General features: G+C 61.4%; 23 protein-coding genes. 12 read left to right on the top strand and 11 right to left on the bottom strand.

What is annotated here, in order from left to right; translation table 11 throughout:
• The first annotated feature begins 80 nt into the window (after positions 1-80).
• Both QP922_RS01445 and QP922_RS01440 read left to right on the top strand, forming a co-directional pair.
• On the top strand, positions 81-1,397 hold the full coding sequence (locus QP922_RS01445; RefSeq protein ID WP_284807473.1) for a short-chain fatty acyl-CoA regulator family protein: 1,317 nt from the start codon (positions 81-83) through the stop codon (positions 1,395-1,397).
• 247 nt (positions 1,398-1,644) lie between these two features.
• On the top strand, positions 1,645-1,878 hold the full coding sequence (locus tag QP922_RS01440; protein ID WP_284807472.1) for a hypothetical protein: 234 nt from the start codon (positions 1,645-1,647) through the stop codon (positions 1,876-1,878).
• A gap of 112 nt (positions 1,879-1,990) precedes the next feature.
• On the opposite strand, the gene QP922_RS01435 is transcribed toward QP922_RS01440, so the two are convergent.
• The 3 genes from QP922_RS01435 to upp all read right to left on the bottom strand — a co-directional run bounded on the left by QP922_RS01435 (position 1,991) and on the right by upp (position 5,409).
• Positions 1,991-3,415: an NAD(P)H-quinone dehydrogenase gene (locus tag QP922_RS01435; protein ID WP_070673627.1), complete on the bottom strand. Its 1,425-nt coding sequence runs from the start codon at positions 3,413-3,415 to the stop codon at positions 1,991-1,993.
• Positions 3,416-3,472: 57 nt separating this feature from the next.
• Positions 3,473-4,669 (bottom strand): M20 family metallopeptidase, encoded by a 1,197-nt coding sequence (locus QP922_RS01430; protein ID WP_502869578.1) that lies wholly within the window; start codon positions 4,667-4,669, stop codon positions 3,473-3,475.
• Positions 4,670-4,773: 104 nt separating this feature from the next.
• Positions 4,774-5,409 carry a uracil phosphoribosyltransferase gene (gene upp, locus QP922_RS01425; RefSeq protein ID WP_039673948.1) on the bottom strand — a complete coding sequence of 212 codons (636 nt, stop codon included), beginning with the start codon at positions 5,407-5,409 and terminating at the stop codon, positions 4,774-4,776.
• 61 nt (positions 5,410-5,470) lie between these two features.
• Here upp and QP922_RS01420 point away from each other — a divergent pair, with 61 nt between their 5' ends.
• From QP922_RS01420 to QP922_RS01410, 3 genes are read left to right on the top strand one after another with little or no spacing between them, the layout of a single operon-like run.
• Positions 5,471-5,755, top strand: a complete 285-nt coding sequence (locus QP922_RS01420; RefSeq protein WP_284807468.1) for a hypothetical protein — start codon at positions 5,471-5,473, stop codon at positions 5,753-5,755.
• Positions 5,755-6,624 carry a C40 family peptidase gene (locus QP922_RS01415; RefSeq protein ID WP_284807467.1) on the top strand — a complete coding sequence of 290 codons (870 nt, stop codon included), beginning with the start codon at positions 5,755-5,757 and terminating at the stop codon, positions 6,622-6,624. The genes QP922_RS01420 and QP922_RS01415 overlap by 1 nt, the downstream gene beginning before the upstream one ends.
• 11 nt (positions 6,625-6,635) lie before the next feature.
• Positions 6,636-7,874 carry a SatS C-terminal domain-containing protein gene (locus QP922_RS01410; RefSeq protein ID WP_284807465.1) on the top strand — a complete coding sequence of 413 codons (1,239 nt, stop codon included), beginning with the start codon at positions 6,636-6,638 and terminating at the stop codon, positions 7,872-7,874.
• Positions 7,875-7,896: 22 nt separating this feature from the next.
• Here the strand turns inward: QP922_RS01410 and QP922_RS01405 are convergent, their stop codons facing one another.
• Positions 7,897-8,757 (bottom strand): amidohydrolase family protein, encoded by an 861-nt coding sequence (locus tag QP922_RS01405; protein ID WP_284807464.1) that lies wholly within the window; start codon positions 8,755-8,757, stop codon positions 7,897-7,899.
• 38 nt (positions 8,758-8,795) lie between these two features.
• Between QP922_RS01405 and QP922_RS01400 the strand changes: the two genes are divergently transcribed.
• The gene (locus QP922_RS01400) at positions 8,796-10,022 is read left to right on the top strand and encodes a D-alanyl-D-alanine carboxypeptidase family protein (protein WP_284807463.1); all 1,227 of its coding nucleotides are present in this window, start codon (positions 8,796-8,798) and stop codon (positions 10,020-10,022) included.
• On the opposite strand, the gene QP922_RS01395 is transcribed toward QP922_RS01400, so the two are convergent.
• The 6 genes from QP922_RS01395 to QP922_RS01370 all read right to left on the bottom strand — a co-directional run bounded on the left by QP922_RS01395 (position 9,997) and on the right by QP922_RS01370 (position 15,435).
• Positions 9,997-10,806, bottom strand: coding sequence for an RDD family protein (locus QP922_RS01395; RefSeq protein ID WP_284807461.1), 810 nt, complete (start codon positions 10,804-10,806; stop codon positions 9,997-9,999). The two genes, QP922_RS01400 and QP922_RS01395, sit on opposite strands and share 26 nt — an antisense overlap.
• A gap of 4 nt (positions 10,807-10,810) precedes the next feature.
• Complete coding sequence (locus QP922_RS01390) at positions 10,811-11,893, bottom strand: YhjD/YihY/BrkB family envelope integrity protein (protein ID WP_284807460.1); 1,083 nt, start codon at positions 11,891-11,893, stop codon at positions 10,811-10,813.
• A 52-nt stretch (positions 11,894-11,945) separates the two neighbouring features.
• On the bottom strand, positions 11,946-12,980 hold the full coding sequence (gene trpS, locus QP922_RS01385) for a tryptophan--tRNA ligase (RefSeq protein WP_070673617.1): 1,035 nt from the start codon (positions 12,978-12,980) through the stop codon (positions 11,946-11,948).
• A 47-nt stretch (positions 12,981-13,027) separates the two neighbouring features.
• Complete coding sequence (locus tag QP922_RS01380; protein WP_070673616.1) at positions 13,028-13,219, bottom strand: hypothetical protein; 192 nt, start codon at positions 13,217-13,219, stop codon at positions 13,028-13,030.
• A gap of 64 nt (positions 13,220-13,283) precedes the next feature.
• Positions 13,284-14,183: an exodeoxyribonuclease III gene (locus QP922_RS01375; protein WP_284807458.1), complete on the bottom strand. Its 900-nt coding sequence runs from the start codon at positions 14,181-14,183 to the stop codon at positions 13,284-13,286.
• Between the two features lie 10 nt (positions 14,184-14,193).
• Positions 14,194-15,435, bottom strand: coding sequence for an MFS transporter (locus QP922_RS01370; protein ID WP_284807526.1), 1,242 nt, complete (start codon positions 15,433-15,435; stop codon positions 14,194-14,196).
• Between the two features lie 182 nt (positions 15,436-15,617).
• On the opposite strand from QP922_RS01370, the gene QP922_RS01365 reads away from it, so the two are divergent.
• The 6 genes from QP922_RS01365 to QP922_RS01340 all read left to right on the top strand — a co-directional run bounded on the left by QP922_RS01365 (position 15,618) and on the right by QP922_RS01340 (position 23,964).
• On the top strand, positions 15,618-17,801 hold the full coding sequence (locus QP922_RS01365; protein ID WP_284807457.1) for an NADP-dependent isocitrate dehydrogenase: 2,184 nt from the start codon (positions 15,618-15,620) through the stop codon (positions 17,799-17,801).
• A 366-nt stretch (positions 17,802-18,167) separates the two neighbouring features.
• On the top strand, positions 18,168-19,535 hold the full coding sequence (locus QP922_RS01360) for a PepSY-associated TM helix domain-containing protein (RefSeq protein WP_284807456.1): 1,368 nt from the start codon (positions 18,168-18,170) through the stop codon (positions 19,533-19,535).
• A 29-nt stretch (positions 19,536-19,564) separates the two neighbouring features.
• Entirely contained in the window at positions 19,565-21,607 is a 2,043-nt protein-coding gene (locus tag QP922_RS01355; RefSeq protein ID WP_284807455.1) for a M3 family metallopeptidase, read from the top strand.
• A gap of 83 nt (positions 21,608-21,690) precedes the next feature.
• A complete protein-coding gene (locus QP922_RS01350; protein WP_284807454.1) occupies positions 21,691-22,719 on the top strand; it encodes an HNH endonuclease signature motif containing protein in 1,029 nt (342 codons plus the stop codon).
• A 16-nt stretch (positions 22,720-22,735) separates the two neighbouring features.
• Positions 22,736-23,122, top strand: a complete 387-nt coding sequence (locus tag QP922_RS01345) for a hypothetical protein (RefSeq protein WP_284807453.1) — start codon at positions 22,736-22,738, stop codon at positions 23,120-23,122.
• A 281-nt stretch (positions 23,123-23,403) separates the two neighbouring features.
• Positions 23,404-23,964, top strand: coding sequence for a hypothetical protein (locus QP922_RS01340; RefSeq protein WP_284807452.1), 561 nt, complete (start codon positions 23,404-23,406; stop codon positions 23,962-23,964).
• Positions 23,965-24,119: 155 nt separating this feature from the next.
• Here the strand turns inward: QP922_RS01340 and ppc are convergent, their stop codons facing one another.
• The gene (gene ppc / locus QP922_RS01335) at positions 24,120-26,864 is read right to left on the bottom strand and encodes a phosphoenolpyruvate carboxylase (protein ID WP_284807451.1); all 2,745 of its coding nucleotides are present in this window, start codon (positions 26,862-26,864) and stop codon (positions 24,120-24,122) included.
• Positions 26,865-26,902: the final 38 nt, after the last annotated feature.

The raw sequence follows: 26,902 nt of genomic DNA, 5'->3' as shown, positions 1-26,902 counted from the left end.
AAATCTGTTGCAAGTCTTTGCGTTATTAGCGAACATTGTGGACACCCCAGTTCACGTAGCATTTTTGGAGGATTCGAGAGATGACGAAGCACTACGCGGGGGCGAGAATCCACGCGCTACGCAAGGAACGCGGGCTCACTCAAGCGGCCATGGCCAAGCAACTTGGCCTGTCCACGAGCTATCTCAATCAACTGGAAAACGATCAGCGTCCGCTGACCGTGACGGTATTGATGCAGCTGACCCAGCGCTTCGACGTGGACCCGACCTACTTCTCGCCGGTCAAAGACGTGCGCACCATCTCCGATCTGCGCGCCATCTTCCCCCAGGCGCCCGAGTCCACGCTCTCCGAAATCGCCGCCCGCTACCCCGAGCTCATGCCGGAGCTCGTCGACATCGCCCGGCGCGTGCCGGACTCCCGCCCCGCCGGCTCCTACGAGGTCGTGCGCGATTTCTTCTACGACGCCAACAACTACATCCACGAGCTCGACGTCCTGGCCGAGGAGCTCTCCGGCCGGCTGGGCGACAGCCTGTTCCGCCTGACCCAGCTGTCTACGCTGCTCGACCGCGAGCTCGGCGTGCAGGTCCGCTTCCGCGCGGCCGGCCCCCACCTGCGCCGCCACTACGACCCTGAGACCCGGCAGCTGGACCTGCAGGACGGGCTGACCGATGCCCAGCTGTGCTTCCAGATGGCCCTCCAGTACTGCCTGCTGGCCTACCGCGACGTCATGGACAACCTGGTCTCCGAGCTGGCCGATGCCGACTCTCGCGACCTGGCCACCTATGGCCTGGCCCAGTACTTCGCCGCCGCCGTGACCATGCCGTACACCGCCTTCCTCGAGCAGACCGAGGACTTCCGCTACGATGTCGAGCGCCTCGGCGCCGCCTTCGGCACCAGCTTCGAAGCCACCGCCCAGCGGCTAGCTACCCTCCAGCGCCCCGGCGCCCAGGGCGTGCCGTTCTTTTTCATCCGCACCGACCGCGCGGGCAATATCTCCAAGCGCCAGTCCGCCACCAGCTTCCACTTCTCCCGCTCCGGCGGCTCCTGCCCGCTGTGGGTGGTCCACCGGGCCTTCGAGACCCCCAACCGCATCACCCGCCAGGTCGCCACCATGCCCGACGGGCACAGCTACCTGTGGATCGCCCGCCACATCCAGGGCCAGGTCCAGCCCTTTGGCACCCCGCGCAAGGAGTTCTCCGTCGGCCTGGGTTGCGACATCTCCCAGGCCCACCGGCTCATCTACTCCGACGCCCTCAACCTCAACCCGGCCGCCGCCACCCCCATCGGGCCCGGGTGCACCACCTGCCCGCGCAGCGCCTGCCCCCAGCGTGCTTTCCCGCAGTCCGGCGTCGAGGCGCACCACGATCTCAACGCCAGCCCCAGCGGCCTGCACATATAGGCAAAAAGACATTTGTATCGAAGAAAACACTATTTTGAGTTGATGAGTAACGGCCGCACCGGTACCGTACTAAACGATGTTTATTATGGTGCGGTCACTGCCGCTTCTTATTTCGACTAGCCCCTTGAGCACCGGATTGAAGATGATTTAGGTGACAAATACAAGAGTTTTATGCTTTCTCTCGCTCGTATCGATTGTTGTCGCGATCGCTTGCATGTCCATGGAGTTTGGTACAGCTTTTCGAGTAATGGAATGGGTAGCGTTGGTAGTCACGGTGGCAGCACTCGTAGCCATCCTGGCCCGCCCGCAGGCGCCGCGGATGCCGAAAATTGTGGGTGGCCTCGGCGCCGCGCTCATCATCGCGGGAGTGGGGTCCTTCATCGCGCTGACGGGCACCGCATCCATCAACCTGACGGGCCTGGCGGCCCTGGCCGTAGGCTTTTTCGCGCTACTGGCCTACCTCTTCCTGCCCCGGGCCTAGGCTGCGGGGGCGGCAAAAGCACGGAGAAAGCGCAGCAAAAAAGGCAGCTGGTCTGACCAGCTGCCTTTTATTTGTGCCGTCGGGGCCGCCCTCGGGGGCGTTTGAGCAGTGCCTACTCTAGGTCGTCGTGGGCAACGAGGCGGCGAGCTGCCTCAGTGATAGTGCCGGACAGGGACGGATAAACCGCGAAGGAATCCGCCAGCTGGTTCACGGTGAGCTGGTTGGTCACGGCGACCGCGACGGGCAGGATGAGCTCGGAGGCAGTCGGAGCAACAATCACGCCGCCGATGACGCGGCCGGAGGTTGCACGGCAGAAGAGCTTGACAAAGCCGTGCTGCAGAGAACGCATCTTGGCGCGCGGGTTGGTGTTCAGCGGCATCATGACGGTGCGGGCAGCCACCTCGCCGGCCTCAATCTCAGCCTGGGTAAAGCCCACAGCGGCAATCTCCGGGCGGGTAAACACGGCGGTGGCGACGGTCTTCAGACGCAGCGGGGACACGCCCTCACCCAGGGAGTGGTACATCGCGATACGGCCCTGCATTGCAGCAACGGAAGCCAGCGGGAAGAGGTCGGAGCAGTCACCAGCGGCGTAAATGCCTGCAACGTTGGTGCGGGAGACGCGGTCCACCTCAATGTGGCCGGACTTCGTGGTGGCCACGCCGACGTGCTCAAGGCCTAGGTCCTTGGTATTCGGGATGGAACCGATGGACATGATGACGTGGGAGCCGTGGATCTCGCGGCCGTCCTGGGTCTTGACCACAACGTTGCCGTCTTCAGTACGGGAGACGGTCTCCACGCGGCAGTTCTTCTCAAGTTCCACGCCACGCTCGGCCAGCACGGTCTCGAGGACGTCGGCAGCATCGGCGTCATCGTGCGGCAGAATGCGATCGCGGGACGCCACCATGGTCACGCGCACGCCCATCTCGGCGAAGGCAGAGACGAACTCCGCACCGGTCACACCAGAACCGACCACGATGAGGTGCTCCGGTTCCTCCTTGAGGTCGTAGACCTGCTGCCAGGTCAGGATGCGCTCGCCATCCGGCTGCGCGCCCGGCAGAATGCGTGGGGTGGCACCGGTGGCAACGAGGACAAGGTCCGCCTCAAGGGTTTCGGTGGTGCCATCCTTATGGGTGACATCGACCTTGTGGGCGGCACCCTTCACTCCGTGCTGGTCCTCGGAGAAGGCCGCACGGCCATCGATAACCGTGACACCAATCTTTTCCAAGCCCGCGCGCACGTCGCGGGACTGATTAGCCGCCAGCGCCTGCACACGGCCGTTGAGCGCCTGCAGGTTCAGTTTCAGGGAGCTGAGCTGGTTGTCAAGGCCCATGTCATCAGCGCGGCGGAAGTCGGTGCGGATGTTGGCGCCAGCAATAAAGGACTTTGAGGGAACGCAGTCCAAAAGAACGGAGGAGCCACCAGGGCCCTGTTCCTCAACCAACGTAATATGTGCGCCGTACTTGGCGCCGGCAGTCGCGGCCTCGTAGCCAGCGGGGCCTCCACCAATGATTACGATGCGGGGGGCTTCCTGTGACAATGTCGCTCCTTAAATTAAATTCTGGGAAATCCGTGTCACAGTGTAATGCTTAAAGCCCTAATCCTCCACGTTGGCGAACTGTTCCGCCACCGACCCAAAGAGCTTGACACCCACGCCGATTGCCCGCTCATCTGGAGCCAAATCGCCCATGTGGAGATCGTGCTGCTCACCTTCGCCAGACCAGCAGCCCAGACGGGCCATGGAGCCGGGAACCTTTTCGAGGTACCAGGAGAAATCCTCACCGCCTGAGGACTGCGGCGCTTGGACCACGGCTTGTGGGTCGATGGCTTGGGCGGCACTGGCGAGGAGGGCGGTTGAGACGTCGTCGTTCAGCACCGGCGGAACCCCTCGGTGGTAGACCAACTCGTGCTCAACGCCCAACGGCGCCAGAACCTGCTCCACGAGCTCAGAGAACAGAGTCTGCATCTCACGCCAGATGCCAATGTCCGCTGTGCGCATCGTGCCAGACACAGTGCCGGTCTCCGGAATGGCATTCGGCGCATATCCTGAATTGACCTGGCCAAAGACCAGGACCGTACCGGTACGGGGGTCAACGCGGCGCGACAACAGTCCCGGCAAATCAGTCAGGAGTTTGCCCAACGCATAGACGACGTCCGCCGACAAATGTGGGCGCGAGGTGTGGCCACCAGGACCGGTCACGTTGATTTCAACCACATCGGTAGCCGAGGTGATAGCGCCCGCCCGAACGCCAATGCGTCCGACGCGAAGCTTAGGCTCAACATGGACGGCGAAAATCGAATTCACACCTTCGAGCGCGCCCCATTCAATGACATCAGTGGCACCGCCGACCCACACTTCCTCGGCGGGCTGGAAAATCACGCGGATGCCAAAGTCAAGGGGGTGCTCGCGATGGAAATCGGCCAGTGCACAGGCAGTGGCTAGCGCAATGGTGGTGTGAATGTCATGGCCACACGCATGCATGACACCGGGCACTTCAGAGGTGTACTCGAGCCCGGTGACCTCAGTAACCGGAAGAGCATCGATGTCCGCACGGAATGCCAAACGGCCAAGTTCCGTGTCAGGACCGATGTCCACCATGAGTCCTGTCTCAGGAAAGAGCTGCGGCTTCAGGCCATACTCACGCAGGGTGCGGGCAAGGAAGCGAGTGGTTTCCACCTCATTATTGGAGGTTTCCGGGTGGCGGTGAATATGACGGCGCCACGCGATGACCTCTGCGCGGTGGTTGGTGAACCACTCACTCACATAATCTGAGATCACTGCTTCCTCCTCCATGGTTTTCTTTGGGGAAGAGTCTACAACTAGACCATGCGGTTCAGTTAGTCGGGCAGGTCAAACAGTAGATATACTGAGTGGTCTGCGGTTTCTCAGGGTGACTTTTAAAGATCGATATTGCGCGGACCGTACAGGCGGTCGCCAGCATCACCCAAGCCAGGAACGATGTAGGCATCGTCGTTGAGCTCGGGGTCGATAGCCGCAGTCACGAGGCGAACCGGCAGGCCAGAGTTGGCGAGGGCATCAACGCCCGGCTGCGCGGAGACCATACAAATGGCGGTGATATCCGTGGCACCTCGATCTGCCAACAGCTTGAGGGAATGCAGAAGGGAGCCACCCGTGGCGAGCATAGGGTCGACAACGAAAACACTGCGACCGCTGAGATCCTCCGGCAAGGCTTCAAGGTACGGGACCGGCTGGTGCGTCGTCTCATCACGCGCCATGCCAATGAATCCCACCTGGGCATCAGGAATCATCGACAGAGCCGGGTCGACCATGCCCAGGCCAGCACGAATGATGGGCACGACAATCGGCGGGTCCTGCAGGCGCGTGCCGTCTGCAGTAGCAACGGGAGTCGTGCAGTCGAAATGCTCAACGGGGAGGTCGCGGGCTGCCTCGTAGACAAGCATGGCGCCGAGGTCACGCAGGGCAGCGCGAAAAGCGGCGTTGTCGCTGCGGGCATCGCGCATAAGCGTGAGGCGGGATGTGGCGAGGGGGTGGTCTACAACGTGGATATCCATGACCACCACTCTATAAGAGTTGGGCGGGAACCGATTGGCAGGTTGGGCAGTCTAATAGGACATGACTGACTTCGATACCTTTGCCATTGATACCGAATACACGCGTCGCTTGGCGCACGAGCTTGTTGAGGCCTCTCAAGGCTCCCCTACTCCCCCTCCTGTGTTGCCGAATGACCCCGTCCTACAGGGTTTTACGAGTGCACTCGATGCAGCCTTAGAGAACCTGTCTGCTCGGCTTACCCAGGTCAGAGCTGATGCCGCTGCGGTGGCGGAGTCAAGTTTCCTCATGGCGCGTGAGGCTGAGGACGCCGATCATGCGCTCGCCAGCACGTGTGGGAGCCTGTGATGTTGGAATCAGCTATTGCCCAGATCGCTCGCATGCAGCCAGCACAGCTGCCTAATGTGGGATTGCCCACCGTTCCGGATCTCACTGCTGCGGGCCCCTTGGCAGAGATTGCGCATGGAGACCCGCAGGCGCTTTTCGACGTCTCCCGCCAGGCCGCCGAGGACATCTCCACCGTGCATTCGGCACTGGGCTCTGCGCGGAGTTTGATTTCGGCAACAATTCGGGATCTCGTGGGGCTTGGATTCGAGCTGTTACAGCGCGGCCTTCCGCTCACCCTTGGATTACTTATCCCGAACCCAGCAGCGCAGGCCGCTGCACGTTCCGCACTGCAAGCTCTGGCCATGGAGTACATAGGCAAAGCCATGATGCGCATCAAACGCCTTGCTGGGGAACTACTCCAGGCAGCCGCTCCCCTAGTGCCGATCGGCCAGCGTGCCGTACGGCCCGCAGTCCGCGGCCGCCAGGACAGCACTGATGTCACCGTGGCGCGCCATGCGCTTAGGGAACCTGCAGTCGAAGGCGGTTCCGAGCAGGGACAGGCCGCAGCACAGGCAGCCCTATCGCAGGTGGGAACACCCTACGGATGGGGAGGAACGGGCAACGGAAGCTTCGATTGTTCCGGGCTGACACAGTGGGCATGGCGGCAAGCCGGAGTGGAGCTGCCCCGAACCGCGGAAAGTCAGACAGTGGGCCGGCAAGTCAGCGCCGAAGAGCTACAGCCGGGTGACCTCGTGGTGTGGGACGGGCACGTCGCCATGTACTCCGGCGACGGACAAATCGTTGAAGCGGGAAGCCCGGTACAGACTGGGCCATTGCGCACCAACAACATGGGGATGGCTTTCAAAGGCTTCTGGAGGCCCACAGGGTAGACTGTTTCCCCATGAACACACGCGCGATTGTCCCCGTCCAGCTCTCTTTGTCTGAGGGCGATTTCTATACCCTGTGGGCGCCGAAGTGGCGTCAGAATGGTTCCGAATGGCAGGCCTTCCTTGGTGATGATGAGTCTGTCTTGTTGTTCCACACCGAAGCCGACATGCTGTGCTTCCTCGAATCAGACAAGAAGCATGACCTGCTTGACCACCCCAAGTGGGAAGTCTTTAACTCCCAGGCTGCGGACCGAGTCGTGCCGGACAAGAAGCACGTCTATGATCTCATCGGAATGCCGAAGTACCTGGCTGGCCGCCCCAGCCACGAGAACGTATCCTCGGTTGCTCGCTGTTTGGAGATTGCGCATGCTCTCGCTGAGGTCTCCGCCGCAGAGCACACGGTTATTTTCTTTGCCTCGCACTCTATCCTGCGCAACCCTGCGCGCGGAGCGGATCATTACGCCGGCGATGCAGGTATGAACGAGTGGTCTGGCGTGGGCAGCGTCGTTCTCGCGAATTGGCGCGAGGTTATTGAGGACCTCGACAAGGTAGTCAAGATCGTGCCCTCCGCTGACTTTGCTGACGATGCCACGGCAGACGCTGCTACCCGCATCTCCGCGGCCACGGAAGCTGCTGCCGAGGCCCGCAAGAAGGCCGAAGAAGAGCGCAAGGCCGCCGCTGAGGCAGCTGACCCGTATGACAGCTCCCCGTGGGCTGCTGCCGGTATTGACCCGGTCAAGATCACCGCTAACCAGAAGTCGGTCTATACCCTGCGCACCTACTTGGATGGCAAGCCGGTCTTCTTGGGTAAGTGGGGCGAAATCTTCACCTTCCCTACCTCCAAGGTGCTCACCCGCTGGATCATGGAAAACGATGACCACGACCTAGCGAAGGTCTCCACCTGGGAAGAAGTAGTTGCTGCAGCCAATGCGGGCGAGCTCGAGGTCACCGTTCACCCGGATAACCAGTACACCTTCAACGGTATTGTCCGTGACATTGAGAAGGGTCCCGAGTCTGTTGATAGCGACCAGATGGGCCGCTGCTATGAAATCTGCGCCGATGCCGCCGACTGGGCTGGCGATGATTCCATCAACTCCTACATGCTGCAGAACCCGCGCTTCCAGGACTACCTGGGCTACATGCTGGGTTCCACCGAGCATGCGGGCTATGTGCCGTCCAAGCCCTACACCGAGCATGCGGAGTCCTGGAAGGGCTTGGAAGAGATGCTGACCAAGCGCTTCTCGCGCTTCTAATGAGCGCCTAGTTAATCAGCGCCTAGTCAGTGGCGGAGAGGTCTTCTTCGTCGTCTGCAACGTCAGCGTCTTCAGCAAACTCCGGGTCCGCGAGGTCTTCATATGCGGGCAGGATTTCCTCTTCGATGAGGCGCTGACGGTCCTCCTCGCTGGCGAAGGAGTTCTCGATAGCCTTGATGGTCAGGTCGAAGAACTCCTCCAGGCCGTAACCAAAGGCCTCACTGAGTGCCACGAAGACATCGCTGAGCTTGTCGCCCGCCACGGTGCAGGTGAAGCCGAGCTGCTGCAAAAGCGGCAGGGGGTGGTCGGCGAGCTCCTCGGCCGGAAGCTCCTCAAGGGGCGCGAAAGTCAGAGCAATGCGGCGATCACGTACCCATGCCGACGCCTTACCCGGGCGAACACCATCAAGGTCAGCGCTGAAATCATCAATGAGATCCGTCGCGTGAACAAGACGGGTGGCACCCGCGCGCACAGCCGCCACCGCGTCGTCATAAGACGCGGCATCGAACTCCCACGGAATGAACTCCTCGCGCAGCGCCGGGGCCTTCGTGAGATCACTCAGGACTACGCCCGCCGCATGCTCGGATGCTTTTCCGTGCACAACCAGTCGCGCGTCGATCCCCGGCACCTCAAGACCCTCAGCGGCTGCCGCTAGGGCCTCATCGCGTGAGAAGGGGAACGAGTCGGCGGGGAGGCGGAGTTCGGCGTAGACCACGTGGTCGTCGACAAGCGCCTGCACCACGGAACGAGTGGCCGCGCGCAGCTCCTCCGGGGTGGAAGCGTCCGTCGGCAGCGGTACGAACAGCGTGACCTTGGGCAGGGAGGCGAAAATTTCGGCTCCAGAGTCCTTGTTTTCGGGGCTAATCAAAGGTGCGTCATGCATGGGTTCATCCTAGGGCGGGGTCTAGGATTAAGCACGTTATGAAACATGTCTCCGCGCTTATCGCTACCCTCACGCTGCTCATCACCCCACCGGCGTACGCGGAGGAATCCGACGAGACATCATCGTCTTTGCCCACACGTACCACGGCACCCGATACTGATTCCTGCCCGCACTCGCTCGTCCCGGCCGAGCCGAGCACGACCTCTGAGGAGCTCGCCCCCGGCCAGGCCACGCCTACTCCCCTGCCGCCGGTGGACGGCGCCGCCTGCGGGGTCACGGCGCCACGTGGTTTTAAGGTCAACAAAGATGTTGTGGCCTCAGCCTGGATGGTCAGTGACCTTGACTCGGGTGAGATCATCGCGATGAAGGACCCCAATGGGCGCTACCGCCCAGCCTCAATCATCAAGGCCCTGCTGGCGCTCGTGGTGATTGAGGAGCTCCCGTTAGACCAGCGCATTACCGCCACGATGGAAGACGCTTCTGTCGAAGGTTCCGCCGTTGGCATTGGTCCGGAGGGCACCTACACGGTGGAGCAACTGTTGCAGGGCCTGCTCATGGCCTCAGGCAACGATGCCGCGCATGCTCTGGCAACCGCGCTGGGTGGCGACGAGGACACCCTCCGCAAGGTGAATGAGAAGGCTCGCGAGATTGGCACACGCTCGACCGTCGCGGCGAGTTACTCGGGGCTCGATGCCGCGGGAATGTCGACGTCTGCCGCGGATATCTCGCTCATCTATCGCGAGGCTTTTGCCAATGACACCTTTGCGCGCATCGTCGACACCGAACACGTGGATTTTCCCGGCTGGGGCGAGATGCCCGGTTACGAACTCTGGAATGACAACGGGCTCTATCTCAATGACCCCGATGGCATCGGCGGCAAGACCGGCTATACCGAGGACGCGCAGCACACCTTCGTCGGCGCCATTGATCGCGACGGGCGGCGCCTCCAGGCCGTCATCCTGGACACCACCGTCGATCACGGCTTTAGGGCCTGGGAGCAGGCGCAGATGCTTCTCGACGAATCCTCCACCGTCACCCCCGGCCATGGCGTAGGCCAGCTGGAGGATTTCTCAGCCCAGGCGGCTGAGGAAACCACAGTCGTTCCGACACCCACTCCGCCTACCTCTACCGAGGCCCCAGCAACGACTCAGCCCCGCTCATCCTCATCGTTCGAGGACTCGCAGGGCTGGATCGGTTGGATGGTGGCGGGGCTCGTCGCCTTGCTCGTGGTGGTCGTGGCTACTTTTTCACTACTTCGGCGTTAGCCATGATGTCGTGCTGGCCGCGCAGCGCGTTCTTAGGGCCAATGGTGGTGACCACGTAAAGCGCGCCAACCAAAGCCACAAGTGGTCCAATGAGCGGCACGAGGGAGGCCACACGCCACCAGTTGCGCTGAATGCTCTGTTGCCAGGTGAGATTCTTGTGTGTTGTCACATCACGGACGGTGTAACCAGCGATCAGCTTTGCTGGCGTAGCACCGAGGTAAACCTCGGAGACAAGGTAGTAGGCCACGCTAAACAGGCTAGATGCGCCCATCACGAGGGCGGCGTGGGCATTGGGGTCAGAGAGGCCAAAGCTCACAACGGCTGAGACGGCGACGGCTGCAATGATGTAATCGAGAATCGCCATAAGCACGCGGTTGCCGGGGGTAGCGCGCTGGGAGTCCTGAGACGGAGCCGGGCTGGGGTCGACAGAAACAGGCTGAGATTCGGGGCTAAAGCTTTCTGCGCTGGAAGCTTCTGTACTCGAAGCGTCTGTACTCGAAGCTTCAGTGCGCCAGCGCCCCGTTTCCGCGAACTCTTCCAGTTGGCGCCACGTTGGCTGGCGCCCGCTCTCAAGGCCCTGATCGTAGGTGGCGCGGGACGACGGCTCGCACAGAATGCGGGCGGCCACCGCTATCTCTTGGCGCTCGACATCCTCGGGGATGTAGCCGATGTCTTCTAGGTTGGCGTCGGCAGCCGCGAGCTGCACGCCAAGGTCGTTCGACGTCGCCTGCGGGTCCAGGGTGAAGTGGGTATACAGGTTCGGTGCAGGGGTTTCGGGAAGCACAAGCCTACTTTCGACGCAGCAGGGCCACAGCGCTGGCAGCAACCGCACCCAGGGCAGCACCTGCGCCCAGGGTTACGCCCGTGTTCGGGCCCTTCTTGATTTCGTTGCGTACGCGGATGACTGCCTGGGCTGGGACTGGCGGCTCGAGCAGCTCAAGGGATTCCTCGGTGGTGGCGGTCCAGGCAGATACGTAGAGCACGACGCGCCACACCAGGTACATGACAACCATGAGGACGATGACCGGTCCAAAGACTGCGCCCGCCGGGTTGCCAGTCGCCGAAGACATGATGACGGTGGACAGCTGCTTCAGGACCTCAAAGATTACAGCGCCGATAAGCGCACCGATAAGACCAGACTTGGTGGGCACCTTGGTGCGTGGCAGGAAGGCCACCATCCACCAGAAGACGAAGAAGTTCGCGATGAGGCCAATGACAATACCGGCCACAACAAGCACTGCATCCATGCCTGGGAAGGCATCAATACCTACCCATTCAAAGACCTTCTGGGTCAAACCAGAAGAACCAGCCGCGGTAACGCCGAATGCAATCACCAAGGCGACAAGCAGACCGATAAGACCCAGCAGGTCGCTGAGCTTCTTGGTCACAAAGTTGCCAGGAGCGTCAGTAGGATCCTGCATCCACATTGCAGAAATACCGATGCGCAGGTTGTTCATCCAGCCCAATCCGGACCACAGGGTGGTCAGACCACCGATGCCGTACATGGCGCCGCGCTGATCGATGGCTGTCTTGAGCAGCTCGGTAATGGAATCACCGAGATCACCGGAAACAGAGTTGGCAATCTGTTCTTCCAACTGCTGCATCAAGTCTGGGCGGTTGGCCAGCACCGTGGCCGCACCGGCGACAACGAGCATGAAAATGGGGAAGATAGCCAGAACCGAGAAGTAGGTGATACCCGCGGCAAACTGATTGCCGCCTTGGCTGCCGTAGCGGTCCAGCATCTTCATAATGTGGTCGATGAAGCCAGACTTCTCACGGGCCTTGTCTACCGCACCCGGTTCATCAGCGTGCGCGCGCTCGATACCGTATTCATCGGTCTTCTTCTCATCAGTGCGTGTCGTTGGTGCCACGGGCACACCCCTTTTATGTTGTCTATTAAACGTCCCTCACATGCTAACCAACTCAGGCGCGACGTGCGGGGAGGAAGCCCACTGCCTCGTAGACCTTGTCCACGAGCGGGGAAGCAATCTCCGTCGCGCGCGCAGCGCCCGCGGCCAAAATTCGCTCGAGCTCGCCGCGGTCCTCCATGAGCTCGTCGTAGCGAGCCTTGAGCGGAGTGGTAAACGCCTCTAGGGCTTCGGCCGTATCGACCTTGAGGTGGCCATAACCTTGGCCTGCGTACTTCTCCACGAGGGCATCGATGCTCTCGCCCGTCAGCGCAGACTGAATAGCCAACAGGTTGGACACGCCCGGCTGCTTCTCGCGGTCAAAGGCCACCACACCAAGGTCATCGGTCACGGCGGACTTGATGCGCTTGGCGGAGGTCTTTGGGGCGTCGAGAAGATTGACAATGCCCTTCGGGTTCGCACCCGACTTCGACATCTTGGAGGTCGGCTCCTGCAAGTCATAAATCTTGGCCGAGCCTTCCGGAATGAAAGGCTCCGGCACGCGGAAAACCTCGCCGTACTTGTTGTTGAAGCGCTCCGCCAGGTTGCGAGTGAGCTCGAGGTGCTGGCGCTGGTCCTCCCCCACCGGCACATAGTGCGGTGAGTACAGAAGAATATCGGCGGCCATGAGCATGGGATAGGTAAACAGGCCCACCGTGGTGCGGTCTTGGCCCTGCTTGGAGGACTTGTCCTTGAACTGGGTCATGCGGGAGGCTTCACCGAAACCGGTCAGGCACTGCAGTACCCAGGTCAGCTCCGCATGCGCGGGCACGTGGGACTGCACAAAGAGGGTAGATTTCGCCGGGTCAATGCCCAAGGCGATGAGCTGGGCGGCACCCGCGATAGTGCGGTGGCGCAGCTCCTCCGGGTTCTGCTCCACCGTGATGGCGTGCAGGTCCGGGATAAAGTAAAAAGCCTCGTAGCTCTCCTGCAGGTCAATCCACTGCTTGAGAGCTCCGAGGTAGTTGCCCAAGTGGTAGGAATCCGCCGTGGGCTGGATTCCCGAGAGGACTCGGGATGCGGAGGACGATGCAGAAGTGGAGTCAGTCATGGTTGACTACTCTACTCTGCCGCCGCCTCCGCGCGGCGTTGTGGGCCTTAAATCTTGCGGGAGGTCGGGCTAATAACGTCCATCATGACCGCGAAACCGGCCACCATGAATGCACCACCGACGCCCTGGAGGACAATCGGTCCAAGGAAGGCGAAGGACGGGCCAACAATGGTCCACCACCAGATACCCAGGGCGAGCAGAATTGCGCCGAGGACAAAAAAGATAAGTGCGCGGGTCATGAGCATCTCCTGCGATATAGAAAGGACGTTAATTCGGACTTATCGTACCACTACTTGTATTCGGCTACTTATACTCGACGAGAAGCGGAGAGTGATCAGACCAGCGCTGCTCCACAGTCGGCGCCTTCTCCACCCAGGTGCGCTGCGCGCGCTCCAGCATGGCCTTCGTGGCGGCCTGATAGTCAATGCGCCAGCCTGCATCGTTGTTGAAGGCTTGGCCGCGGTAGGTCCACCACGTGTAGGGCCCGTCCGCCTCCGGGTGCAGGCGCCTGGCGACGTCAAACCACTGCGGGTCCGCAGTCGCCTCCCATGTGGTCTTCGCGTCATAGTCCACCACGCCGAGCCAGTTCCCGAGCCCCTTCTTGGCCTGGGGTTCAGCATCTGGGAAGGAGCCAAAGACGCGGTCCATGAAGGCGCGCTCCTCCGGTAGGTGGCCGGACTTCTTCTCGTTGGCCTTGTTGTTCTTCAAGTCCTGGGCGCGGTGGCAGATGTTCCAGTCGCCGCCAATAACGGCCTCCGGGGAGGCCTCAGCCATGTCATCCAAAACCTCAGAAAACTCATCCAAGAAGAGGTACTTTTCATCCTGCTTCGGGGAATCCACATCACCGGAAGGCAGGTACAAAGAAGCCACGCGGACACCTTCCACGGTGGCGGCGATGAAGCGGCCGGATTCGGCGAAGGAGCCGAAGCCCACGGAGACGTCGCCAAGCGCATGCTTCGATAGGATGCCCACGCCCGCACGACCCTTCGCGGCGGATTCGGCCTGAACCAGGTTCCATCCAGCCTCCAGGGCCGGGGCCAGGGCCTTCTGAGTCTGCTCGGGATTGGCGCGCACCTCCTGCATCAGGACGACGTCGGCAGGCGTGGTCTCCAGCCACGCATTCATACCGGGGTTGTCGTCATTGCGCTGTTTGCAGGCCGCGCGGATGCCATTGACGTTGACGGAGGCGATGGTGAAACTCATGCCGGTCAGTCTAACGGTGTTCGATGATCTTTACGGAAGGGCCCAGGCGGCGCTTGTCCCACATGGTGACAAACCAGGTAAGAATGCCGGACACTGCCAGAGCAGCGCCCGCCAGCGCGGTGGAGTTATAGGAGTAGCCCGCGCCCACGACCACGCCGCCAATGGCAGCGCCGGCCGCATTCGCGATGTTGAGGGCGGACTGATTCAACGCCGCCGCGAGGGTCTGCGCATCCCCCGCCACGTTGACCAGGCGCAGCTGCAGCGACGGCACGAGGATGGAACCAAAGAAGGCCAAGACGCCGAAGACAATTGTGCCGGCCCACGCGTTGTGCGCCACGAAGTAGAAGGTCACGGACACTCCAACCATGCAGATGAGTGCAAAAATGATGCCGAATTCCAGGTTGCGGTCCGCCAACCAACCGCCGGCGACGTTGCCGGTGGTCATGCCGATGCCATACGCCATGAGCACAAGCCACGTGTGGCTCGGGTCCATGCCGGCGACCTCCGTCATGGTCCACGTGATGTAGGTATAGACAGCAAACATACCGCCGAAACCCACGGTGCCGAGGAATACGGTGAGCAAGACCTGGCTGTTTTTCAGCGCGCCAAGCTCAGTAAACATATCCGTTTGCGGCATACGCGTCATGTGCGGGAAGAGGAAAAAGAGCAGCACCATCGTCAGCGCCGCGATGGCCACGACTAGGAAGTACGCCGCATGCCAGCCGAGCTCTTGGCCCAACGCCTGGGCTGCTGGCACACCAATCACGGTGGCAACGGACAGGCCCATGCCGACCATCGACATAGCAAAACCTTGACGGCCGGGAGGCGCCATCGAGACCGCTGCTAGGTTAGCTACGGAGAAGTAGGCGCCGTGCGGCAGACCGGCGATGAAACGGGCTGCGAGGAGGACTCCATAGTTCGGTGCTACGGCCGTGAGCAGGTTACCCACAAGCAAAAAGCCAATGAGCAAGATGATGAGTCGGCGGCGCGGAAGCTTGCCCGTGAGTGCCGCGATGACCGGCGCGCCCACGACGACGCCAAGCGCGTAGACGGAGATGACTACCGACGCCGTGTCTTCCGTAATGCCGAAATCATCCGCGATGAGGGGTAGAAGGCCCATGGAGGTGAACTCTGTAGTGCCGATGGCGAAGGCGCCCAACGCCATGGCGATCATGACGATGGTGCGGCGCGACGCGGAAATTTCCGTCTGGCGCGGGACGGGACGGCGTTTGATGCGAGTGGCTGGCTTCATCGGGTTCACGTGGGCAGACCTTAGTACTTCTCCTACGGGGCTCGTAAGCTCAGACAGGAAGGTTGTGCCAAGTCAACAACCCTCCCCCACAGGTGGTACGTGTCACACGGGGGCCGCCACGCGGCGATAACAAGACAGGTATCCTGTGAGGTTGAACAGTTTTCAACTAATCGAGGAGAACCATGGCTAAGATTATCTGGACCCGCACCGACGAGGCGCCGCTGCTGGCGACCTACTCTTTCAAGCCGGTTGTGGAGGCCTTCGCCTCCACCGCAGGTATTGAGGTAGAGACCCGCGACATTTCCCTGGCCGGCCGCATCCTGGCCCAGTTCCCGGAGCGCCTTGGTGACAAGAAGGTCTCCGACGCCCTGGCAGAGCTTGGCCAGCTGGCGAAAACCCCGGAAGCTAACATCATCAAGCTGCCGAACATCTCCGCATCCCTCGTGCAGCTGAAGAAGGCCATTGCTGAGCTGCAGGCCGCCGGCTTCGACCTTCCGGAGTACGAAGAGGCACAGGAGAAGTACGACGCGGTTAAGGGTTCCGCTGTGAACCCGGTTCTGCGTGAGGGCAACTCCGACCGCCGCGCTCCGATTGCGGTCAAGAACTTTGCTAAGAAGAACCCGCACAAGATGGGCGCGTGGTCTGCTGATTCCAAGACCAACGTGGCCACCATGGACGCTAACGACTTCCGCCACAACGAGAAGTCCGTCATCATGCCGGAGGAGGACACCCTCTCCATCGTCTTGAAGACTGCCGAGGGCGACCAGACTCTGCTGGAGGAGCTGCCGGTGCTCAAGGGCGAGGTTATCGACGGCACCTTCATGTCCGCCAAGGCACTCGACGAGTTCCTCAAGGCACAGGTTGCCCGCGCCAAGGAGGAGGGCGTTCTCTTCTCCGCTCACCTCAAGGCCACCATGATGAAGGTCTCTGACCCCATCATCTTCGGCCACGTCGTGCGCGCTTTCTTCGCTGACGTCTTTGAGAAGTACGGCGAGGAGCTCGAGGCCGCTGGCCTCAACGGCGAGAACGGCCTGGGCGCTATCTACGAGGGCCTGGACAAGCTGGAGAATGGTGCTGAGATCAAGGCTGCTTTCGACGCCGCGCTTGTCGACGGCCCTGACCTCGCCATGGTCAATTCCCACAAGGGTATTACCAACCTGCACGTTCCGTCTGACGTCATCATTGACGCCTCCATGCCGGCCATGATCCGCACCTCCGGCCACATGTGGAACAAGAACGACGAGGAGCAGGACACCCTCGCCGTCATCCCGGATTCCTCCTACGCTGGCGTCTACCAGGCCGTCATCGAGGACTGCAAGGCTAACGGCGCCTACGACCCGACCACCATGGGTACCGTCCCGAACGTCGGCCTCATGGCGCAGAAGGCTGAGGAGTACGGTTCCCACAACAAGACCTTCAAGATCCCGGCTGCGGGCACCGTTGAGGTTCGCAACTCCCAGGGCGAGGCCCTCATCTCCCACGACGTGGAAGCTGGCGACATCTGGCGCGCCTGCCAGACCAAGGACGCCCCGATCCAGGACTGGGTCAAGCTGGCCGTCAACCGTGCCCGCCTGTCCGGCATGAAGGCTATCTTCTGGCTCGACCCGGAGCGCGGCCACGACGCCAACCTCATCGAGTTGGTCAAGAAGTACCTTGAGGATCACGATACCGAGGGCCTCGACATCTCCATCGAGGACCCGGTCACCGCGACCAAGATCTCCGTCGAGCGCATCCGCAAGGGCGAGGACACCATCTCCGTGACCGGTAACGTCCTGCGTGACTACAACACGGACCTTTTCCCCATCCTCGAGCTGGGCACCTCCGCCAAGATGCTGTCCGTAGTTCCGCTCATGGCTGGCGGCGGCCTGTTCGAGACCGGTGCCGGCGGCTCCGCCCCGAAGCACGTCCAGCAGGTCCAGGAGGAGAACCACCTGCGCTGGGATTCCCTCGGTGAGTTCCTGGCCCTGGCTGAGTCCTTCCGCCACGAGCACAACACCAACGGCAACGCCAAGGCAGGCGTCCTGGCCGCAGCACTGGACAAGGCCACCGAAACCCTGCTGGATGAGGGCAAGTCCCCGTCCCGCAAGGTGGGCGAAAACGACAACCGCGGCTCCCACTTCTTCCTGACCCTCAACTGGGCCAAGGAGCTGGCTGCACAGATTGACGACGCCGAGCTGGCCGAGGCCTTCAAGCCAGTTGCTGAGGCCCTCGAGGCCAAGGCAGGCGAGATTGAGCAGGCGCTTCTCGACGTCCAGGGCTCCCCCGTCGACCTCGGCGGCTACTACGCCCCGAACGAGGAGAAGCTCAACCAAACCATGCGCCCAGTCGCTGCCTTCAACGACATCATCGATGGCCTGAAGAAGTAATTCTGCGCTAGGCGCTTAACAAAAGACCGCTTCGTCTCCTCCCTGGAGTTCGAGGCGGTCTTTTCTTGCTTCATTAACCACAGATAGGCCCAAAACCACAGATCCGGACGCTATTTTTACCCGTTGAGCTGCGAGAACTTTTTCTTGACTGTTTCTTGCTTCTCACACCTGATCGCGCGGAATTTTCATCCTTTCAAGGCCGAAGACCTCGGTTAGTTAAAAAGTTTTTCAATTTTCGGGAACCGAGAAACCATCGCCTCCGACTACTAGTGCAGTTGATATCAGCACCTGTCCATCACCCCTCCTGAACGCCCCGCGAACGTTCAGCAGGGGCCCTAATCGATAGACCCCGAAAGAGCACTACATATGAGTCGGACGGCTCTGCGATCCTTCATTCAGCGCATCCACTTCTACGGCGGCATGTTCGTCGGCCCCTTCATCCTCATCGCGGCCCTGACCGGCTGTCTTTATGCCGTGGCGCCTTCCCTGGAGAAGGTGGTGTACCGCGACGTCATGACCGTTCCGGCGGTCGAGCACCCAGTGAGCTTGGAGGAGCAAATCCAGGCCGCACAGCACGAGCACCCAGACATGCCAGTTACGCAGGTGTGGCCAGCCACGGCGCCAACGGATTCCACACGCGTGCTTGTCTCCGATGACAGCATCGACGAGAGTCTCCAGCGCACCGTCTTCATCGACCCAGCCACCGCCAAGGTCATCGGGGACTACCCCACCTACTCCGGTTTAGGCGAGATGCCGCTGCGACGCTGGATTTCCTCCCTGCACGAAAGCTTCCACCTAGGCAAGGTCGGCGAGCTCTACTCGGAGCTGGCCGCCTCGTGGTTGTGGGTCATGGCCTGCGGCGGCCTCTATATGTGGTGGATTCGCCGCCGGCCTAAGAACAAGGCAACCGCGAACACCCCGCAACAGCAACCCAAGCGCTCCGCCCGCTGGAAAGCTACCCGCCTGCATTCCACCATCGGCGCCTGGATATTCATCGGCCTGCTTGGCCTGTCTGCCACCGGCATCACCTGGTCGGGTCTGGCCGGCGACAACGTCGATTCCCTCGTCGAGCGCATGCATTGGAAGGCCACCCCCATCGAAACTGCCCTCCCCGGCACCACCGCTGAAACACATGAGCACACCGGCCATGAAGGACATGAAGGGCATGGGGTCGGAGGGGCGTCGTCAAGCGCGAACGTAGCTGCCGAGGCCGAGCGCGTCCTCGCCACCGGCCGCGCCGAAGGACTCACCGGACCGCTGCGCCTATACCCGCCAGAGGACGCCCACTCCGCCTGGCAGGTCAGCGAACGCTGGGTAGAATGGCGCACCACCTCCGACGCGGTCTCCGTAGACGGCGCTACCGGAGAGGTCATCGACCGCCAGCCTTTCTCCAGCCTGCCGCTGTTTAGCAAGCTCCGCAGCTGGGGCATCTACCTCCACATGGGAATCATGTTCGGGCTGCCACTGCAGATCGCGCTGCTCGCCCTGGGCCTCGCCACCGCTGCCCTCGTGGTGCTGGGCTATTACATGTGGTTCAAACGCCGCCCCCGCTTCCTCCCGACGACTCACTTCTCCTGGTCTACGACGGGATTCGGCGCGCTGTTTGCCGCCACCGTCGGCGTCTTCCTGCCGCTTTTGGGAATTACGCTCGCGGCGTTTCTGGTTCTTGACGTCATCCTCATTCACCGCAGCCGCAAGCCACAACAGAAGAAACTAGTGAAAGCCATCACATAGAACACTCTGCATAGGTACGGTTGTTTCTTATGACTAACCCACTACTCACCCCGTCCACGCTGCCGTACCAGCTGCCGCCCTTTGCGGACATCAAGGTAGAGCACTACCGCCCCGCTTTCGACGAAGCACTCGCGCTTCACGACGCCGAAATCGCCTCCATCACCGACAACCCCTCCGACCCCACGTGGGAAAACACCGTGGAGGCGCTCGAGTGCTCCGGCCAGGACCTTGACCGCGTCATGGCGGTCTTTGGCAACCTCTCCGGCACGGATGTCACTGATGAGATGGAGGAGATCGCCGCCGACATATATCCGCGCCTGTCCGCGCACTATGACGCGATGTACCAGAACGAGGTGCTCTACGCGCGGCTTAAGGAGGCCACGCCGCCTGCCGACGACCCCGAGGGCCAGCGCCTCCACGATCACCTCCTGCGTACCTTTGCTCGCAAAGGTGCCGACCTCGACGCGGCCGGCAAGGCCCGTCTCTCCGAAATCAACCAGCGTCTTTCTGCACTGTCGGAGGAATTCGGCCGCAACCTCATGGCGTCTACCCGCGAGCGCGCGGTCTCCTTCACCGAAGAGGAACTCGAGGGCTTGCCCGCAGAGCGCATCGCTTCTGCCAAGACCGATGCCGAAGCGCTGGGCCGCGAGGGCCATGTCATCCCGCTAGAGCTGCCGACCGTGCAGTCAGAGCTGAGCCGCTTGGCGCGGGAGGATGCAAGGGGGAGGCTGTATGGGGCGTCGGCAAGCAGGGGCTCCGAGAACAACATCCCGGGGCTCATCGAGGCCGTGCAACTGCGCGCCGAACGCGCCGAGCTGCTGGGCTACGCCACACATGCGGACTACGTCATCGCCGAAGAAACCGCCGCGACTGCCGACGCCGCCCGCTCCATGCTCTTTGACCTCGCCCCCGCCGCCGCAGCCAACGCCGCCGGCGAGCAGAAACTCCTCGCCGAAGAAGCTGAACTCAACGGCCAAGGATTCTCCGCCGCGGACTGGCCTTACTGGGAATCCAAGGTCCGTGCCCGCGACTTCTCCCTCGACGAGGCCGAGCTGCGCAAATACTTCCCGCTAGACCAGGTCCTGGAGCAGGGCGTCTTCGCCGCCGCCGAGCGCCTCTACGGCATCACCGTTAACCCGCGCGATGACCTCGAAGGGTACGCAGAGGGGGTACGCGTCTGGGAGGTGCGAGATGGGGACATCTCGCACGAGGATAAGGACTCGCACGGGATCGGTCTTCTCCTTACCGACTACTTCGGACGTCCCACCAAGCGCGGCGGCGCGTGGATGAGCGAGTTCGTGGGCCAGTCCCGCCTGCTGGAGCGCAAGCCGGTCATCGTCAACGTCATGGGAATTACTAAGCCCGCCGACGGCTCGCAGCCGCTGCTCAGCATGGACGAGGTCCGCACCGTCTTCCACGAATTTGGCCACGCCCTGCACGGCCTGCTTTCCGACGTCCGCTACTCCACCTTCGCCGGCACCAACGTCCCGCGCGACTGGGTAGAATTCCCCTCGCAGATCAACGAGAACTGGGCGCTCGATAGGTCTCTGGTCAAGGAATACGCACGCCACGTCGAGACCGGCGAGCCCATCCCAGACGAGCTCCTCGACGCCATCACCTCGGCTTCCGAATTCGGCCAGGGTTTCGCTACCTCGGAGTATTTGGGGGCATCGATCATCGACTTGGCCTGGCATTCGCTCAGTGCTGCCGACGCCGCCAAGCTGGAGGCCACCCCGGAAGCAGTCGCCGAATTCGAGGCCGAAGCCCTGCGCGCTGCTGGTTTGGATAACCCGCTCATCGCGCCGCGCTACCGCTCGACGTACTTTAATCACATCTTCGCCGGTGGTTACTCCGCGGGCTACTACTCCTATCTGTGGGCCGAGGCCCTCGATGCCGATGGCTTCGAGTGGTTCAAAGATCAGTCCGACCTGCGCGCCGCCGGCGAGAAATTCCGCGAGGTCATCTTGTCCAAGGGCGCATCCCGCGACTTCACGGAGGCCTACCGCGAGTTCCGCGGCCGCGACAAAGATGTCGCCCCGCTACTTAAACGCCGCGGTCTCGCTGGTGCCTGAGTCAGGGCTAGTTATCCACAGATTTCAGTAGGAAGCTGGTGTGGGGCTTGGCGGCGGGATGAGGCGCTTTTAGGCTGCGGGGTATGAGATTACAGACTTTCTTCGCCGCACTCGGCCGAGCCATTGACTTGGTGGCCGAGTGCACGGGTCTGTCTGAATCTGACCTCGTGTCCTTTGGAGCTACGCCTGCCGATGCCTCCCTCCTCCTCTCCCTCCACCACACCTACTTCGGGCACACGACCTCCACCCGGAAGCAGCGCACCGCCACAGAGTCCGCCCGCCGTCGTGGCCACGGATTGGTCACGTTGCAGCTCATCGAAAGTTTCGTCGCCAAAGTCCGGGACCATAATAAAGCGTGGGACCTGCGCGTAGAGCTGTGCCAGACCAGCGCGGAGCTGGTGGAGAACGTCGCTCGCAAGCGCCTGCGTGAGATGCGCAAGCCCCGCACCTATGCCGAGCGCGCCAAGCTTACCCAGCATGACAACGGCCTTGCCACGCTCACGGTGACGGCGGATTCGCTGGAGCTTAGCGACGTCTTCAAGGGCATCGACCAAGACCGCCCCGGCGCAAGCTTCTTGGAAAACCTTTCGGGCGGCGGTGTCAAGACTCAGGTGACTGCCATGGCGGTCCTGCAGCTCGATGATTACGCGGAGCTGCTCAAAGGCAATACCGAGAAAGATGGTGAAGAGTTCATTGTCCGGACCACCGATGGTGCGACGATGACCGGCTCGCAGCTGGTGGAACGCGCGATGCTGGATAAAGGCATCATCGTGGCGGTCAGCCGCGAGCATGGCCCGCTCGATGTTTTCCGCTTCCAGCGCTTCGCCACCGCCAAACAGCGCCTCGCCTTGGCTGCAGAGAATCCCTGCTGCGCGTGGAAGGGCTGCAAAGTGCCTTTTGAGAAGTGCCAGATTCACCACATCAAGGCTTGGGCCCGCGGCGGGCCGACCAACATCCTCAACTTGGTGCCGCTGTGCCCGTACCATAACGGCGTCAACGACGATGACCCCGATGCCCCGCCCTCGCGCGGCCGCATGGATCGCATCGGTGGGCGGGTGGCATGGATTCCGCCTTACGACGCCTCCCCGGTCTTCACCAGCCCCTTCAACTAGCCACCGCACCCCCACCTTGGCAGCGCATGATTGTCCCGAATCCCCGCAGGAAATCACCTCCTCGCGGGGCATTCGGCGTGCCAGTGTGGCCAGCCGGGGAACGTTCAGGGCCAACTTAAATAAGTACGCCCATGCGTGGGAGTACCTCCGCCAGATTGTGGATTTCCAGGATGTGTTGCTGCACAAGAGGGCTATTGTGCCGGGATTGTTGGCGGAGAATTTTGTCCTTGATCGCCAGGATGATGGCGATGATTACACCAACGATATTGACCTGGTGGGTGTTACGGTAGGGCCCATCACTGATGGTGTGGATCTCAGGTTAGCGTTAACAGAAATCGATGGTTCTTTGGCGCGTCCTGGGATTGACGATCATGCATTTGTCTGTGAAGGCCGCGTTCGATGAGGCAATGGATCAGGTTGATGAGAGCTTATCTACTCTGGGGATTGACGGGGCAGTTAAGGCAGCGAGTTGAATGAACCGGGCTGGCTACAGCATCCTCATGGAGGATGCAACAGTTCAGGCTTTAACTCGGGAAATGATGTTTCCCAGGTGGCGGGAACGAATACATTTAAAACCAAGGGGTTCGGCGCGATTCTCACGGCGCCCCAACAGTAGAACAATATCTACGAGGCTGTTACAGCTGAGCCGGACAACCTTAATAAGCTCTTGAAGGCTTGGCGCACATGATCGTCGCGGCGAAAACGAAGCGGGAATCGGCATGGCTTTATGGTGGAGGTATGAAGCATGTACACGTTGCCCTCCCTGACACTGAGTACCTGATTCGAATTGGGGAAATCGCCTACGCTGTATCGTCACTGGAGTGCACGCTTATTGGTGACCTTTACCGATGCGGTGGTGATCTGCCAGATTCGCTCTTGCCAAGCCAGCTGGAGGCCTTAACAACGGGAAGCATTGGCAAGATAGCTTCAAATGCAGCGAAAAATATGCAGCCAGGTCCACTACGGGACTATGTTGCGGCATGCGGAAAAGCTCTCAAAGAAGTAGCTGAGATCCGAAACGATATCCTCCATGCTCGACCTGCGACGCACCCAGATCAGGATCAACGCCTTTATCGAGCCAATGTTAAGAGAGAGAACGGCAAATTCGTGCTTGATGGAAGGCGATTCTGGATAGATGATGATTATCTAGAGGAACAAATCGATCGTCTAAATGGTCTATCGCACATGGTTCACGAAAAACGCGCATTAGTGCAAACGGAAGATGAGACAGGAAGCACGGACTAGTAGCTAAGAAAGCGCAACGTGTGCAGCTGGGCGCAGGAGGGTGATGCTGAGCCACATTATTCTTCTGGGGCCTGTGGCTGAGTTGGGTGGTGAACCAGCACTGCAAAAGGCCGGCTCACAGGAAGGCCGGCTCGCTGGAGAGCAGGCTGTGCAATTTAGCCGGCGTTGCGCAGTGCTGTGGCGAGACCGTTCATCGTGACCTGGATGGTCTTGGACACGAGGAACTGGTCATCGCCTTGACGGTAGCGGCGCAGCAGCTCGAGCTGAACGGCGTTGAGCGGGAGCAAGTACGGGTAGCGGCGCTTGAGCGAGCGCGCCTGGCGCTGATTCTCGCTGACCAGATCCGCGTTGCCTGTGACCTTGAGGTAGACCTCGCGGGTTCGCTCAAACTCCTCCGAGATGAGAGCAAAGATGCGCTCGGCGGTGGTCTTATCATCAACCAGGTTGGCGTAGAGGCGCGCTAGCTGCATCTCCGCCTTCGCCATGACCTGGGCCATGTTGGAAAATACCGAGCGGAAGAATGGCCAGGTGCGATAGAGCTCACGCAGCTCCTCCCAGCGCTCCTCTTCACCGGCTATGACCTCGCCGCTCTTGACCTCGCTGCTCTTAACCTCTCCGCCGGGTGACGTGTCGTCACTACTTCCGGCGGTGCCAGCGCCTTGGGCTACCCACGACGTCACTGCGCTTCCCACACCGAACCAGCCAGGAATGTTAGTGCGAGACTGCGACCACGACAGCACCCACGGAATCGCGCGCAGATCCGAAATCGCGGTGGTCTGCTTGCGGGAGGTCGGGCGCGAACCCAGGTTAAGCTCGCCAATCTCGTGTAAAGGCGTGGACTGGGTGAAGTAGGCGATGAAGCCGGGGTCGTCGACAAGCTGGCGGTACGCCGCGCCGCTCAAGGACGCCAGCTCGCGCATGATCTCGTAGGCGCGCTCCGGGTCTGCAATCGGCTCAGTATCGAGCAACGACGCCTCCAGCGCACCAGAGACGAAAGCCTCTAAGTGGCGGCGCGCAGTCTCCGGCGCACCGTACTTTGCGGAGATGACCTCTCCTTGCTCGGTAATACGCACCGAACCGGCCACCGCTCCCTTCGGCTGCGCCAAAATCGCATCATAGGTCGGACCGCCACCGCGACCAACCGCCCCACCGCGGCCATGCGCGAGGCGCAGCCCAATACCGAAGCGTTGACACAGCTCCACCAAGTCAAGCTCGGCGTCATACAGCGCCCAGTTGGCCTGCAGGTAGCCGCCATCCTTGTTGGAATCGGAGTAGCCCAGCATGACCTCCTGGATGTCACCACGCGAGCGCAGATGCTCGCGATACACCGGCACCGCCCACAGCTTCTCCAGAATGCCCGCACCGGCCTTCAGGTCCTCAATGGTTTCAAACAGCGGCACCACATCCACCTGCTTGAGCCCCACTTCCTTGAGCAGCACCATCGGCTCCAAAATATCGGAAACCGTGCCCGTCATGGAGATGATGCAGTGCGACACCGACTCCGGCCCCAAATCCCGCACCGCCCGCGCAGCCGCCCGGAAGATGCCAAGCTCCTTGGCGGTGTCCTCGCTGAATTCCGCATCGGAAAACAGCAGCGGGCGGTTGGTCTGCAGTTCCTTCACCAGCAGCTCAATCTTCTCCTCCTCGCTCAGCGCGCGATACTCCTCGTCGATGCTCGCTTCCGCGAAAATCTCCGTCAGCACATTCTCGAAGGACTCCGAATTCTGGCGCATATCCAGCGAATAGAGGTGAAAGCCAAAGGTCGTCACTGCGGAGCGTAAACGCGCGAGGCGGTCATCGGCGATGATGTCGTCGTTGAACTGGCGCAGCGAACGGTCGATCACGCCCAAGTCACGCTTGAGTTCTTCCGGCGAGGCATACGCGCTTGCCGACGTCCCCCTCTTCTCCCCCTTCACCTCCTGCAGCGTCGCCTTCACGCGGTGCCGGATACCGTAAATGGCGCGGCGGTATGGTTCGTCGACGCGGGATTCTTCGGTGTTATTTGCGGCGTCGGCAAGCGCGCCCAGCTCCTTGGAGCTGGAGGAGTAACGGTCGGAGAGGGAAAGCTCGCGCTCCAACTCGGCCAGCTGCTCTTCGTAGTAGCGCAATACCGTTTTTGCGGCCTTGCGGGTGGCGTAGGTGAGGGTGTGCTCGGTGACATAAGGGTTGCCGTCATGGTCGCCGCCGATCCAGGAGCCCGGGCGCACGACCGGGGAATCCGGCAGCTGCTGGCCAAAGGTCTCGCGCATGGCATGGCGGATGGCGCGGTTGAGGGCGGGGACTTGGTCGAGCAGGGAAAGCTTGTAGTAGCGCAAGCCAACGTCCACCTCGTCTTCCAAGGTGGGGCGTGCGATGCGGATGAGCGCGGTTTGCCACAGCAGCGTCATGCGCAGGTACATCTCTTTTTCGATTGCCGCCATGTCGCCGCCGCGGTGTGATTCCTTGAGCAGGTCTTTGATGCGCGTCTGGGTATCGAAGACGGTACGGCGGCGGGTTTCGGTGGGGTGTGCGGTGAGCACGGGAGCGACGTGGGCGCCGCGGATGATGGAGGAGGCGTCGGCAGGCGCGACGCCCTCGGCTTTGAGCTTGGCGAAGGTCTTGCGCAGCGACACCGGCGCATCAACAGACTCGTCTTCTAAGTCCTCCGCAAGGTTGGCAATGAGCGCGAAGTAGCTAAAGGCGCGGGCGACGAGGTTGACCTTGGTGATGTCGAGGTCGCGGAAGATGGCAACGAGGTCTTCCGGCTTGGCATCGCCGTGGGCAACGTCGAAGGCCATGCGGCGGGTAGATTCGACGAGGTCGAAGACGTCCTCGCCCTCTTGTTGAGCGATGACCCTGCCCAGCACTCGGCCAAGAAGGCGGATATCTTCGCGGACTTGTTCTGGGGCGGGTGTGCTCACAGCGGGCCTTTCTGGACGTGATCTGTTCAGCGTTTAGC

Source organism: Corynebacterium sp. MSK218, from assembly GCF_030232655.1.
GTDB lineage: Bacteria > Actinomycetota > Actinomycetes > Mycobacteriales > Mycobacteriaceae > Corynebacterium.
This window is presented reverse-complemented; position numbering and strand designations above follow the sequence as displayed.

Bases quoted from the DNA above. Each gene is read 5' to 3' on its own strand.
- QP922_RS01445 (WP_284807473.1), top strand. From the start codon at position 81: ATGACGAAGCACTACGCGGGGGCGAGAATCCACGCGCTACGCAAGGAA.
- QP922_RS01440 (WP_284807472.1), top strand. From the start codon at position 1,645: ATGGAATGGGTAGCGTTGGTAGTCACGGTGGCAGCACTCGTAGCCATC.
- QP922_RS01430 (WP_502869578.1), bottom strand. From the start codon at position 4,669: ATGGAGGAGGAAGCAGTGATCTCAGATTATGTGAGTGAGTGGTTCACC.
- upp (WP_039673948.1), bottom strand. From the start codon at position 5,409: ATGGATATCCACGTTGTAGACCACCCCCTCGCCACATCCCGCCTCACG.
- QP922_RS01420 (WP_284807468.1), top strand. From the start codon at position 5,471: ATGACTGACTTCGATACCTTTGCCATTGATACCGAATACACGCGTCGC.
- QP922_RS01415 (WP_284807467.1), top strand. From the start codon at position 5,755: ATGTTGGAATCAGCTATTGCCCAGATCGCTCGCATGCAGCCAGCACAG.
- QP922_RS01410 (WP_284807465.1), top strand. From the start codon at position 6,636: ATGAACACACGCGCGATTGTCCCCGTCCAGCTCTCTTTGTCTGAGGGC.
- QP922_RS01405 (WP_284807464.1), bottom strand. From the start codon at position 8,757: ATGCATGACGCACCTTTGATTAGCCCCGAAAACAAGGACTCTGGAGCC.
- QP922_RS01400 (WP_284807463.1), top strand. From the start codon at position 8,796: ATGAAACATGTCTCCGCGCTTATCGCTACCCTCACGCTGCTCATCACC.
- trpS (WP_070673617.1), bottom strand. From the start codon at position 12,980: ATGACTGACTCCACTTCTGCATCGTCCTCCGCATCCCGAGTCCTCTCG.
- QP922_RS01380 (WP_070673616.1), bottom strand. From the start codon at position 13,219: ATGACCCGCGCACTTATCTTTTTTGTCCTCGGCGCAATTCTGCTCGCC.
- QP922_RS01375 (WP_284807458.1), bottom strand. From the start codon at position 14,183: ATGAGTTTCACCATCGCCTCCGTCAACGTCAATGGCATCCGCGCGGCC.
- QP922_RS01370 (WP_284807526.1), bottom strand. From the start codon at position 15,435: ATGAAGCCAGCCACTCGCATCAAACGCCGTCCCGTCCCGCGCCAGACG.
- QP922_RS01365 (WP_284807457.1), top strand. From the start codon at position 15,618: ATGGCTAAGATTATCTGGACCCGCACCGACGAGGCGCCGCTGCTGGCG.
- QP922_RS01360 (WP_284807456.1), top strand. From the start codon at position 18,168: ATGAGTCGGACGGCTCTGCGATCCTTCATTCAGCGCATCCACTTCTAC.
- QP922_RS01355 (WP_284807455.1), top strand. From the start codon at position 19,565: ATGACTAACCCACTACTCACCCCGTCCACGCTGCCGTACCAGCTGCCG.
- QP922_RS01350 (WP_284807454.1), top strand. From the start codon at position 21,691: ATGAGATTACAGACTTTCTTCGCCGCACTCGGCCGAGCCATTGACTTG.
- QP922_RS01340 (WP_284807452.1), top strand. From the start codon at position 23,404: ATGATCGTCGCGGCGAAAACGAAGCGGGAATCGGCATGGCTTTATGGT.